This window comes from Sphingopyxis sp. (assembly GCF_016463645.1).
Lineage (GTDB): Bacteria > Pseudomonadota > Alphaproteobacteria > Sphingomonadales > Sphingomonadaceae > Sphingopyxis.
Genome location: NZ_JAEMQX010000007.1, coordinates 20,177 through 32,657 on the forward strand (window position 1 = coordinate 20,177; position 12,481 = coordinate 32,657).

General features: G+C 66.2%; 11 protein-coding genes. 2 read left to right on the top strand and 9 right to left on the bottom strand.

Annotated features, from left to right (window positions below; translation table 11 throughout):
- Nucleotides 1–214 precede the first annotated feature (214 nt).
- The gene (locus JHC57_RS03465; RefSeq protein ID WP_294028699.1) at nt 215–2,329 is read left to right on the top strand and encodes a type I secretion system permease/ATPase; all 2,115 of its coding nucleotides are present in this window, start codon (nt 215–217) and stop codon (nt 2,327–2,329) included.
- Nucleotides 2,326–3,720: an HlyD family type I secretion periplasmic adaptor subunit gene (locus tag JHC57_RS03470; protein ID WP_294028700.1), complete on the top strand. Its 1,395-nt coding sequence runs from the start codon at nt 2,326–2,328 to the stop codon at nt 3,718–3,720. The genes JHC57_RS03465 and JHC57_RS03470 overlap by 4 nt, the downstream gene beginning before the upstream one ends.
- 483 nt (nt 3,721–4,203) lie before the next feature.
- Here the strand turns inward: JHC57_RS03470 and JHC57_RS03475 are convergent, their stop codons facing one another.
- From JHC57_RS03475 to JHC57_RS03515, 9 genes are all read right to left on the bottom strand, one after another.
- Entirely contained in the window at nt 4,204–4,437 is a 234-nt protein-coding gene (locus tag JHC57_RS03475; protein ID WP_051035681.1) for a helix-turn-helix domain-containing protein, read from the bottom strand.
- A 4-nt stretch (nt 4,438–4,441) separates the two neighbouring features.
- Complete coding sequence (locus JHC57_RS03480; RefSeq protein ID WP_017499928.1) at nt 4,442–4,654, bottom strand: DUF2274 domain-containing protein; 213 nt, start codon at nt 4,652–4,654, stop codon at nt 4,442–4,444.
- Nucleotides 4,647–5,885, bottom strand: a complete 1,239-nt coding sequence (locus tag JHC57_RS03485; protein WP_017499929.1) for a TrbI/VirB10 family protein — start codon at nt 5,883–5,885, stop codon at nt 4,647–4,649. Before JHC57_RS03485 ends, JHC57_RS03480 begins: the two co-directional genes overlap by 8 nt.
- Nucleotides 5,882–6,733, bottom strand: a complete 852-nt coding sequence (trbG, locus tag JHC57_RS03490; RefSeq protein WP_006635655.1) for a P-type conjugative transfer protein TrbG — start codon at nt 6,731–6,733, stop codon at nt 5,882–5,884. The genes JHC57_RS03485 and trbG overlap by 4 nt, the downstream gene beginning before the upstream one ends.
- On the bottom strand, nt 6,730–7,572 hold the full coding sequence (gene trbF / locus JHC57_RS03495; protein ID WP_026108910.1) for a conjugal transfer protein TrbF: 843 nt from the start codon (nt 7,570–7,572) through the stop codon (nt 6,730–6,732). Before trbF ends, trbG begins: the two co-directional genes overlap by 4 nt.
- Before the next feature lie 3 nt (nt 7,573–7,575).
- Nucleotides 7,576–8,883, bottom strand: a complete 1,308-nt coding sequence (trbL, locus tag JHC57_RS03500) for a P-type conjugative transfer protein TrbL (protein ID WP_017499931.1) — start codon at nt 8,881–8,883, stop codon at nt 7,576–7,578.
- 136 nt (nt 8,884–9,019) lie between these two features.
- Complete coding sequence (gene trbJ / locus JHC57_RS03505) at nt 9,020–9,772, bottom strand: P-type conjugative transfer protein TrbJ (protein WP_017499932.1); 753 nt, start codon at nt 9,770–9,772, stop codon at nt 9,020–9,022.
- Between the two features lie 6 nt (nt 9,773–9,778).
- On the bottom strand, nt 9,779–12,247 hold the full coding sequence (gene trbE, locus JHC57_RS03510) for a conjugal transfer protein TrbE (RefSeq protein ID WP_017499933.1): 2,469 nt from the start codon (nt 12,245–12,247) through the stop codon (nt 9,779–9,781).
- A complete protein-coding gene (locus tag JHC57_RS03515) occupies nt 12,241–12,471 on the bottom strand; it encodes a VirB3 family type IV secretion system protein (protein WP_051035683.1) in 231 nt (76 codons plus the stop codon). Before JHC57_RS03515 ends, trbE begins: the two co-directional genes overlap by 7 nt.
- Nucleotides 12,472–12,481 lie beyond the last annotated feature (10 nt).

The window sequence follows — 12,481 nt, forward strand, 5'->3', positions numbered from 1 at the left end:
CGGGTCAACCATATGCTGCACCTGCGAAAGCCGAATTGCCCCTTTGCTCCGACGACCGGAGCCACGGCGCCTTCGCTCTCCGGGCTTTGGCCGCTACCAAGGTTCGTGCCGGACGATTCAGGTTGCCGCACCCCGCAGATTGTCAACGCCTCAAGAATCCGATCGGAGACCCACCGTGCAGCAGGACCTGTCCCTCGGGACGCCGGAGCCGCCCGTGGATAACGGGCTCGCCGCCTTCGCCCTGATCCTCGCCATGCACCGTATCGCGGCGGACCCGGCCGAATTGCGCCACAGCCTGGGCCATTCCGACTCCGTCGCGGCATCCGATCTGGTCCGCCTGGCAAAACGCATCGATGGCGTCCGCGCTCGCGCCACAACCGGCGATTTCGAGCGGTTGCGGCGTCTTCCCATGCCGGTGATGGCTGGCGGTGTCGACGGCTGGTTCGTGATCGGCCGCGTCGGGGAGGATGCCGTGGCCATCCAGCGCCCCGGTGCGGCGATCGAACGCTGGGACCGCACCGCGCTGGAGGCCCGGTGGTCGGGCGATCTGCTCCTCGTCGCGACCCGTGATTCCGCGCAGGTGGCTGCACCCGCCTTCGACATGACCTGGTTCGTTCCCCAGATCGTCAAATACCGGAAGCTGATCGGCGAGGTGCTGCTGATCACCCTCGCGCTCAACCTGCTCGGCCTCGCCGCGCCGCTGTTCTTCCAGAATGTCGTCGACAAGGTGCTCGCGCACAACAGCTTTGCCACCCTCCAAGTGCTCGCCATCGGGCTGGTGATCGTCTCGCTCTGGGAAGTCGCGTTCGGCTGGCTGCGCACCCGCCTCTATTCGGAGACGAGCCAGAAGCTGGACGTCGAACTGGGCAGCCGCCTCTTCCGCCACCTGCTCCGCCTGCCGCTCGCCTATTTCGAGAATCGCCGCGTCGGCGACACCGTTACCCGCGTCCGCGAGCTGGAGACGGTGCGCGAATTCATGACCAATGCGTCGCTCACCGTCCTGATCGACCCGCTGTTCACGATCGTCTTCATGGCGGCGATGTGGCTCTATTCGCCGCTCCTTTTCGTCATCGTCGCACTCACTCTCCCCGCCTATGTGATCGTCTCGCTCGTCGTCACCGGTCCGTTGCGCCGCCGGCTCGACGAGAAGTTCGCGCGCGGCGCCGCAAACAACGCGCTGCTCGTCGAGAGCGTCTCGGGCATGCAAACGCTCAAGGCTGCGGCCGTCGAGCCGCAATGGCAGGACCGCTGGGAACGTCAGCTCGCCGCGTACAGCGCCGCCAACCAGCGCGTGATCAACCTCGGCAACTCAGGCAGTCAGGCGGTCCAGCTCATCTCCAAGCTGAGCCTCGCCGCGATATTGTTCTTCGGCGCGCAGCAGGTAATCGCCGGTGCGCTGACCATCGGCGGGCTGGTCGCGTTCAACATGTTCGCCCAGCGCGTCTCCGGCCCGGTCATCCGCATGGCCCAGCTCTGGCAGGATTTCCAGCAGGTCCGCCTCTCGGTTCAGCGGATGGGCGACATCCTCAACGCCGGCGCCGAGCCCGGCGCCGGATCGCGCACCGCCTTGCCCGCGCTCCAGGGCCATGTCCGCTTCGAAGGCGTCCGTTTCCGCTATGCGGCAGATGGCCCGTGGACTCTCGACGACATCGACCTCGACCTGCCCGCCGGCGCCACGCTCGGGATCGCCGGGGCCTCGGGCTCGGGCAAGTCGACGCTCACCAAATTGCTCCAGCGCCTCTATCTGCCCGCGAGCGGCCGCGTGCTGATCGATGGCGTCGACATCGCGCAGGTCGACCCCGCATGGCTGCGCCGCCAGATCGGCGTGGTGTTGCAGGAGAATATCCTGTTCAACCGCTCGATCCGCGAGAATATCGCGCTCGCCGATCCCGTCACGCCGATCGAGCAGGTCATGACCGCTGCCCGCCTCGCCGGCGCGCACGACTTCATCCTCGCGCTGCCCCGGGGCTATGACACGATCGTCGAGGAGCGCGGTGTCAACTTCTCGGGCGGGCAGCGCCAACGCCTCGCCATCGCCCGCGCGCTGATCACCAACCCGCGCATCCTGATCCTCGACGAGGCGACGTCGGCGCTCGATGCCGAGAGCGAGGAGATCGTCCAGCGCAATCTCAAGGCGATCGCCGCCGGCCGCACCGTGCTGATCATCGCGCATCGTCTCTCCGCGATCCGCCAGTGCGACCGCATCCTGACACTCGACAAGGGGCGCATCGTCGAGAGCGGCACACATGACGAACTGCTCGGCCTCGGCGGCCGCTATGCCGCGCTCCATCACCGCCAGATCGGTGCTCAGGCGGGGGCTGCGGCATGAACGCGATCACCCGTCACTGGACAGCGGTGCGCGATGCGCTCGACAATGAGCGTGCGCAGTCGCGGGGAGTTCTGCGCACCGAGGAGACGGACTTCCTTCCAGCCGCGCTCGAAGTGGTCGAGAGTCCCGTGTCGCCAACCGCGCGGGTCACGTCCTGGCTATTGCTCAGCCTGCTCGCAGTCGCGCTGCTCTGGCTGGTCCTCGGCCGGGTCGACGTCGTCGCCTCGGCGCCGGGCAAGCTGGTCCCCGCCGACGACGTCAAGCTGATCCAGCCCGGCGCAGCAGGGATCGTCCACGCCATACTGGTCCGCGACGGTCAGCGCGTCCGCGCCGGCCAGCCGCTGGTCGAACTCGATCCGACCGTCTCGGACGCCGACACGGCGCAAGCCGGCAAAGCGCTGGAGGCGGTCGCGCTCGACGCCGCGCGGCTGCGCGCCATATTGTCCGCGCTCGACGGACGGGGTCTGCACTTCACCCCGCCCGCCGGAACCACGGCCGACGTCGCCGCTACCCAGCTCGCGCTCGCCCGCGCCCAGCTGGCCGAGATACGGGCGGGTGGCCAGACGCGCGCCGCCGACACCGAATCCGCGCGTGCGGCCCGGGCCGAAGCGCAAATCCAGGCAGCCAAGCTCAACGAAACCCTGCCGCTGCTCGACGAACAGATCGCCGCCAACGAGAAATTGCTCGAGAAAGGCTATGTTTCCAAGCTGCGCGTGATCGAAATGCGCCGCCAGCGCCTCGTCGCCGAGCGCGACCGCGACGCCGCGCTCGCCACCGCCCGCAAGGCACAGGCGCAGATCGCGGTGGCGGGCGGCAACTCGAGCCAATCCATCGCCGAGGCACGCGCGCGCATCCTCGCCGACCTTGCCAGAGCCGAGAGCGACGCGCGGCTGCGCAAGGAGGAGCTGACCAAGGCGACGAAACGCAGCAGTCTCCAGCGCCTCGTCAGCCCGGTCGACGGCACGGTCACACAGCTTGCCGTCCACACCGTCGGCGGCGTGGTCGAGGCAGCGAAGCCGATCATGGTAATCGTGCCCGCGCGCGGGAAGCTGGTCGCCGAAGTGGCGATCGCCAACAAGGATGTCGGCTTCGTCCGCGCCGGCCAGCCGGTCGCGCTCAAGATCGAGGCCTTTCCCTTCACCCGCTATGGCGCCGTGCCGGGCAGGCTCGAACAGATCAGCTCGGACGCGGTGCAGGACGAGAAGCGCGGCCTCATTTACACCGCGCGAGTGGCGCTGGACCGCGCGACGATCCGACGCGACGGTGCGACGATCCCCCTCACCCCCGGCATGGCGGTCACCGCCGACATCCGCACTGGCCGCCGTTCGCTCGCCTCCTATCTGCTGAGCCCGATCGACGAGATTCGTACGACGGCCGTGCGCGAGCGCTAACGTCTTCGCTGTTCTGGAGAACGGTAGCGGCGCGCATTTTCAACCTTGCAGTCAGTTCAGGAATGTCCAGCACTGCAGCGCCGCCGACCTGCCCGTAAACATTCGTTATCAGCGTGATAGCGAATGGATCAGCCCGCCTTCGACAGGACTACCCCACTTGTTCACAAGCCCCGCCGCAAGGTGCACGACGTGGTGCATCCGTGTTGCGCGGAGGCGCCGCAGCATGGAGAAAATCGACGAAAAGATCGATGGAGAACGATGAATCGCGCAGGCACCTGACGAGCCAGAACACTGATCCAAGTCGCTGATAAATGAGATTATTTCTTGGTAGCGGAGGAGGGATTCACACGAAAAACATAAGATACTGATTTATAACAACGTTCTTGATCGTCGTGCCGATAATTCCGCTCAATCCACCCCCAATTTTACCCCTTCGCGACAGGCCGTGCCGAAATATCGACAGGCCGACATGCGCGATCCCTGCTACGCCCGAGAACGCGGCTGTTTACAGTGTGATCGCAGAAAGGACCGCAGACTATCGACAAACACCACGGTTGCACGGCCGACCTTGGCTGCCTCGATGTCGCCGGAAGCGATGAGCTGGTAGATCTTGGATTTGCTGAGCCCCGTCATCCGTACTGCGTCGGGAATGCGAACGCTTATCGGCCCAATCGGGGGCGCGTCGTCGCCATTCGTTGCAGGCTGCCGGGCCGACATCGGACTATTTCTTACGTGCCCGGCTGAACGAGCGGTCGCTCGCCAGGAAGCCGCTAAGCATGAATGGAATGAGGTCCGGTACGGACTCGCGTCGGCCGTAGGCCGCCTCATAGGCCTCGGCGTAGTCGTTCAGCGCTTCGATGAGATCCGGCATGACGTTGATCGTGATCTTAGCCGGCGTCCGATCGGGCAGCCTTGGCAGCTTCAAATCAGCCATGACGGCCTCCCCAGGGTCCGGGCAATATGATGTCTTTGTGCACGACCACCCGTAGCGGCCAGCCGGGACGCACGCGCAAGGTCGGCTGGATATTGAGATTGCGCGTGACGAGCTGATCGCCGGCGCGCGCGCCGCTCTGCTGCGCTGACTCGCGGATCGCCCGGACAAGGTCGCTTTCGGTGCTGCCGAAGCTCAATTCAGTGCCGACGCCCAGCAGTGTCGACAGGGCGACGCCCTTCAGAAGTTGCCAAGTATGCCGGTCGATCCGGTCGGACAGACCCGCATAGCCCTGCGTATCGGTCGCCGGCACATTGTCGATACGAATCGACGAGCCGTCGGGCAGGATAATCCGCTGCCAGACGACCAGCGCACGGCTCTGCCCAAACGCTACAACGCTGTCGTAGCTGCCGATCAGCCGCGATCCTTGCGGAATGAGCAGACCGCGCCCGGTCACACTGTCATAGACGTTCTCCGTGATCTGCGCGGTGACGAGCCCGGGAAGATCCGAGTTGAGCCCGGTTATGAGGCTCGCGGCAATGATGCTGCCGGCCTGCAAGGTCCAAGGCGATACGGACTGCGCCAGCGCGTGCGGATTGATGTCGTCGTCGCGATTGGCGTGGCCGACCAATTCGTTCTTGCGCCCCTGGGCGTTAGGATCTCGGTCAGGGTCGAGGAGCGGCTTGGCAGTCTCGGCCGATGCTGGCGGAACACTTGCATCGGTAGTCACCGGTGCAGGGGCGGCGGCGCGACCGCCGCCCGCCAATTGCAGCATGACGCCAGACTCGCGTGCGGCCTTCTGCTCAGCGGCGATGCGCTGGCGCTCGGCTTCGGCTTCCTGCGCGGCCCGGCTCACCGCATCGGCAGCGGGGTCAGGGGGAACCATCCCGCCAAGCTGCCGCTGGCGCTCGAGGATCGGCCGCCCGAGATCACCGGGAAGCGGTAGCCCGAGCTTCGGCACGTCGCCATAGCTCGTCGGCGCGCCCGCGAGCGCATCAGGCGGCGCCTTCGCGCCAACCAGCTTTTCATCGCTTCGTGCGATCAGGCTCAGGGTCGCGGGCTTGAGCGCCAGCCAGGCGACGCCGATGATCGCGGTCGAGCCGGCGGCAGCGATGGCGACGATCGCACCGCGGCGAAAACGGGTGACGCGGCCCGGCGCCGCGCGCAGAACGAGCGTTTCGGGGTCGGCTTTGGGCGCCGCGATCGGCGCGGAAGAAGCGGTTGGATCGGTCACGCGCCCCTCCCGGCCTTGCGCTGCCGGCTCTTCGGCTGGGCGGCGGTGATACGGACAATCTGCTGTTTCTTGCCGCCAAGGCGCAGCTCGGCGACACCGAACAGGCGGTCGACCACATAATAGCGGCCGGCGACGCGATAGTTGACGAGCTGGGCCTCGCCATCCTCGCCAATCACGAACAGCGGGGGCGCCTCACCCACGGCGATCGCAGGCGAGAACTCGATGTAGGTCTGCCGCCCATCGTCGAACGCGCGCAGCGGCCGCCAGGCCGGCTTGTCGCCCGAGATCGCATAGTTGAAGTTGAGGCTTTCGACCGAGAGGCCCGACGCGATCGGCGTCGCCGCCACGGCTGCATCGCGCTGACGCCGGAGCGCGATCAGCTCGTCATGTGGATAGGTCCAGGAGATCGCCGCCATCGCGGTCGCGGGCGTGCTTTCGAGCTGGAGATGGTAGGTCCGGCGATCGGTAGCAATGACAAGGTTTGTGCGTAGGCCCGCCGAAAACGGCTTGACGAGGATGTGCACGCGCTTGCTTTCGCCGATGCCGCTGGTGGTATCGCCGACAGTCCAGCGCACGGTGTCGCCGGCGGCGACGGACACAATCGTTTCGCCCGGCTGCAAGGCAATGTCGGTGATGCGCTCGGGCGCGGCATAGAGCCGGTAGAGCACGCCTTCCGCCCAGGGATAGACCTGGACGGCATATATATATCCCGCGCTCGACGGCTCGCGCAGTGCCGCCCGGTTGGCGGCAGTGACGCGCGCGGTGGGTGACGCGGGTTCGCGGCTCTGCGCAGCGACGCCCATGGCAAGCGCCATCGCGCTCGCCGCCAGGATGAGGGCACGGATCATTGGTCGGTCCTTTCGGGGGATGGTGCGGCTGCGGGTTGAGCAAGGGTCGGATCGAGCGGCGAGCCCAGCGGAATGTCGGTGGGCGGCGCGACCGGGAGTGATTGTGCGGGATCGGGCACGGCCGATGGTTGCGGCGAAGGCGGCCGGTCCTGAGGCGTTTCCAGTTCGCGGCTCCAGTCGATCGCGTCAACATAGAGACCGAGCGGGTTTTTTCGGAGCACATCGGCCAAGCGCGGCGGCTTGATCTTCACCGTGAGCATCGCCGTCCAGCGTGACGTGCTGGCGAGGCTTCCCCGCTCATATTGCTGCTCGGTCCATTTGACCTGGAAGCTCGTATCCGACGCGCGGACGACGCTCGTCACCTGCACCGAAACCGTCTTGCGCCCGACATCGGCGAACGGATTGGAGGTGCGGGCATATTCGCCGAGGAACAGTGACGCACGTTCGGTCGCGAAATCATAGGCTGATAGCCAGTTTTCACGCATCAATACCGGATCGAGCGAGCGCGCTCGAACGCCGGTGATGAACCGGCCGAGGAACCATGCGATCTGCGGATCGGTCGGCCGATAGTCCTTGGCGGCAGGCGCGACGGCCTGTGCTTGCCCGAGTGCATCGACCTCGACCACATAGGGCACGACGCGGCTTTGCATCGATTGCCAGACCAGCGCGCCCGACAGACCAGTGGTCAGGAACAGGCCGCCGAAGGCCATCAGCCGCCAGTTCTTCGCCTGTGCGCGAGCCGAGCCGATACGCTCATCCCAAAGCTGGCCCGCTCGTTGGTAGGGTGTCTCGGGTTCGGGCGTTCGCCCATAGCGCTGCAATGCGCGTCGAAATTTCATCGCTCAGTCCCTTTCCTTGATGTCTGGAGTGGCGCCAGCGCCGCCGCGGTCGCCGCCCTGGATTGCGTGGATCGCCATCTGGCGGCGGTGGCGAGCATTCTGGCTGGCATGAAGCTTCTGCGCCCAGGCGGGTGTTCCTTCAGCTGCGCCTATCGGCGCGGCTGCGGGGGCGGCGCCGCCGGCACGGGTGCTTCCTGCTTCCCATGCGGCGCGCTGCCCACGATCGGCGGCAGCGCTAACGCCGAGACCGCCGCTCATCCGGTTGGCAGCCGCGCCGCGCATGGCGGTCGCAACGCCGCCGAGGCCCGCGCCGACGCTGGTCGAGCCCGAGGTTTCCTGCCCGAGCTTGTAGGCAGTGGATGCGGCAGACCCCATCGATGTACCGGCGCGGATCGCGCCGAGACCGGCCCCCGCGAGACCGCGTGCCGCGCCGACGGCGCCAGCGCCTGCCATCGCAAGACCTCCGCCGGCAAGCACGGTAGTGGCGATCACCGATCCGGCGCCGAGCTGCGGCGCGCCGGCGACGAGGCCGGATGCGATTCCCGGGCCGAAGATGGAGAGGCCAAAGATCGCGAGGCTCGCGAGCATCAGCGACACGGCCTGTTCGATCGACACCTCGTCGCCGGTGATCGCACTGGTGAAGTCGGCGAAATAGTTAGAGCCGATGCCGACGATGACCGCGAGCACCATGACCTTGATGCCCGAACTGACGACGTTCCCGAGCACCCGTTCGGCGAGGAACGACGTGCGGTTCCACAGCGCAAAGGGCACGAGCACGAAGCCGGCGAGCGAAGTAAGCTTGAATTCGAGGATTGTGATGAAAAGCTGGATCGCGAGGATGAAAAAGGCGGCGATGACGACGACCCAGGCGATCACCAGCACGGCGATCTCGATGAAATTGTCGAAGAAGGCGATCGGGCCAACCAACTCCTTCGCCTGCTCGAGGAGCGGCCATGCTGCCTCGAAGCCGGTCCCGGCCAGCTTGCCGGGTCGCAATAAATCGTCAGCCGTAATCGCGCTGCCCCCTGCGGTGAGGCCGAGGCCGGCGAAGCTGCGAAAGATGATATCGGACAGTGTCGAGAAGCTGTTGAGGATCAGGGCGAAGACGCCGACATAGAGGATCTTTTTGAGGAACTTGGCGATGACGTCGTCTTCGCCGCCGAGCGCCCAGAACAGCCCGGCGAGCGTGATGTCGATGCCGATCAGGATCGTGGTCAGGAAACCGACGTCACCGCCCAACAGGCCGAACCCGCTGTCGATGTAGGAGGCGAAGGCCTCCATGAACTGATCGATGACATTCAGGTCATCCATATGGGCGGGTTCCTGCTTGAAGTTGAAAGGTGTCGCGGGGACCGGCGGCCATGAGAGGGGCAAGCCCTACGGCCCCCGCGACGAGACAGGTTCGGACCCGGGGGGAGCTGGGGGCGCGGTCCTCGCCTGCCTCAGCTCATTGGCGTGGCGTGTAAGCCTTGCCGTCGCCGAGGAAGCGGCGCGTCGACTCGCGTGCCTCGCGCGCGATCTGGCCCCGCTGCGCCTGCTCGACCGATTCCGCCCGGAACTGCGCCGCCATCATTTGCTGAAGCTGGAGCTGCTGCTTGGCGGTGAGCGCGAGAAGCTGGTTCGTGGCCTGCTGCGCCTGAAGCGAGCCTTCCGCGCCCTGGCTGCGCGCGACGATGTCGGCGAGCGCCTGCGTGTCGCTCCGTACGTTGTCGACGATGCGGTTCTGGACCCCCATCGTCTGGCGAAACGCGGACATCGCGGTATCGAGTTGATCGCGTGCGCGAGCCACACGCTGATCGCGGCGGAACACCTGATCGAACTCCTGCGGGTAGAGCTGGCGGAAGCGCTCGTCGAGCTGATCGATGCGGAAGTCGACGCCCTGCGCCTGGCCCATGAGCTGGTCGATCTGCTGGAGGCGCTGGCGAAGCTCCTGAAGTTGCGGGAAATCGATCCGGGACAGGTTCTTGCCCTGGTTGATCAGCATCTGCGCTTCGTTCTGGAGACTCTGGATCTGGTTGTTGATCTGGGCAAGCGTGCGCGCGGCGGTGAGCAGGTTTTGCGAATAGTTCGATGGATCGAACACACTGAGCTGGGCCGCGACGGGCGTCGAGGTCAACGCGATGCCGATACCGAGCGAGCCGACGGCGCCGAGCGCGAGAGCGGAGAGGCACGCATATTTGCGGATAGGGATACGGGGCACGGGAAATTACTCCTTGTCTTCTGGGGGGCGGGCGGCAGGGTGACGCCCAAGCAGGTCGGCCGCCCAATCGAGGCCGGCTTGGGAGAGAAAGGTCGCGGCGAAGTCGGCCTGGCCCTTTTCGGCCAGCACCGCGTCTATGCGCTTCTGGCTGTCGGGATCGGACGCGCCGCACAACGCCAGCGCGATCGGGCCTAGCCCAAGCTCGAACAGCCGGTTGCCGCGCGCTGATTGCAGATAATATTGCCGCTTGGGCGTCGCGCGGCTGACCAGTTCGATCTGGCGCGCGTTGAGACCGAAGCGGACGTAGACCGTCTGGCCCTGCGGCTCGATCGCCCGATCATTGGGCAGCAAGATGCGCTGCGGACAGCTTTCGATGATGGCCGGCGCGATCGTGCTGTCGGCGATATCGGCTAGGCTCTGTGTCGCGAACACGACGCTGACGTTCTTCTTGCGCAGCACCTTCAGCCACTCACGGATGCGCGCGGCGAACAGCGGGTGGTCGAGGAACACCCAGGCTTCATCCAGTACGAGAAGCGTCGGCCGCCCGGTGAAGCGCTCCTCGAGACGATGGAACAGGTAGGTCAGCACGGGCGCAACGACGCCCGCCTGCCCCATCAGCGCTTCAGTCTCGAAGCACTGCACGTCGGCGATCGCTAGATCGTCTTCGGCGGCGTCGAGCAGGCGGCCGAACGATCCTTCGAGCGTATAGGGCGCGAGCGCCGATCGCAGCGGTGCCGATTGCAGCAGCAGCGACAGGCCGGTGAGCGTGCGTTCCTCGATCGGGGCGGTCGCGAGATTGGTGAGCGCCGACCAGACGGCCTCCTTGATCTCGGGTGTGACCAGTACTTTCTCATGGGCGAGCAGCGCGCCGATCCATTCGGTCGCCCAGGCGCGTGCGTTGGAGCGATCGATGTGGCGCAGCGGCTGGAAGGCGATCGTTCGCCCGCCCACGTCATCGGCATGACCGCTCTCACCGCCAAGCCCGAGCGCGTGATGCGCGCCGCCCATCGCCAGCACGGCCGCGCGCGCCGAAAATCCCTTGTCGAAGACATAGACCTGGGAGTCTGGATATCGCCGGAACTGAAGCGCGAGCATTGCGAGCAGCACCGACTTTCCGGCCCCGGTGGGTCCGACGATCAGCATATGACCGACGTCGCCGACATGCGTGCTGAGACGGAACGGCGTCGAGCCGCTGGTTTCCGCATAAAGCAGCGGCGGACCGTCGAGGTGCGGATTACGCGCCGGTCCTGCCCATACCGAGGACAGCGGCATGAGATGCGCGAGATTCAGGGTGTGGACGATCGGTTGCCGGACGTTCGCATAGACATGGCCCGGCAGGCTCGACAGCCACGCCTCGACCACATTCATGCCCTCGCGGATGCAGGTGAAGCCGAGCCCGTTGACGATGCGCTCGACCGCGCGGACCTTTTCCTCGACGCGGGCGCGGTCGATATCGGCAACGGTGATCGTCGTCGTCAGATAGCCGAACGCGACATGATCGCCGCCGAGCGCCTGCAAGGCGAGGTCGGCATCGACCACCTTGTTGTCGGCATCGCTGTCGAGAAGCTGGACCGGCTGGTTGTAGATGACTTCGCGCAGCAGCGCGGTGATCGACTTGCGCTTGTTGAACCACTGCCGCCGCAGGCGAGTGAGCGCTTTGGTTGCGTCGGTCTTGTCGAGCGCAATGAAGCGCGTCACCCAGCGATAGCCAAAATCCTCATGGTTGAGTCCGTCGAGGATGCCGGGACGGCTCGCGTTCGGAAATCCGAGGATGGTGAGCGTCCGCAGATGCTCGTCGCCGAGCATCGGTTCGAGCCCGCCGGTCAGCGGCGTGTCGGCGAGCAGCCCGTCCAGATAGATGGGCGTTTCGGGCACGGCGACGACATGGCGGCGCGCGGAGATCGCACCGTGGAGAAAGGTCAGCATTTCGCTGTCGCCGAGCGCGCGCACCTCGGGCATGAAGCCTCTGAACAGGTCAAGCGCACGATCCGTCTCGGCGATGAAGCCGGCAAGCGCTTGTCGCCAGTCGCGGCCCTTCGCGTCGTCGCTGCGCTCGATCAGCGCTCGGCCCGCCGTGTCCGCCTGATCGGGCGGAGGCAGGAGGGTGAGCGTCAGATAATAGCGGCTCTCGAAATGCGCGCCCGCGCTTTCGAACGCCGCGCGCCGTTCCTCATCGACCAGCCACGACGCCGCATCGGGAAAGCTGCTGTCGGGATAACCCAGCGCTTCGCGCCGCTCGGCCTCGAAATGGAGTGCCCAGCCCGAGCCGAAGCGCTTCAGGACATTGTTCGCCCGCGCGCAGGCGGCGACAAGCTCGGCTTCGGTGGCGGATTCTAGATCGGGGCCGCGGAACCTGAGGACGCGCAAAAAGCTGCCGTCCTTGTTGAGCACCACGCCGGGCGCGACAAGCGCCGCCCATGGAAGATGATCGGCGAGCCGGTCGGCCTTCTGACGGTATTCGCGCAGATTCAGCATGACAGATGCCCCTTCTGGCGAAGGTGGCGGACAAGGACCGGGGCGAAGTCGGGATCGCGCTTGGCGGCGAACACCGCGAGAGTGTGCCCGAACGCCCACATGGCCAGCCCGGCGATCCACTGCTGGAGACCGAGTCCGAGCGCGGCCGCGATCGTACCATTGACGATCGCGATCGCTCGCGGCGCCCCGCCAAGCAGGATCGGCTCGGCAAGCGCGCGGTGCATCGGCGCCTCG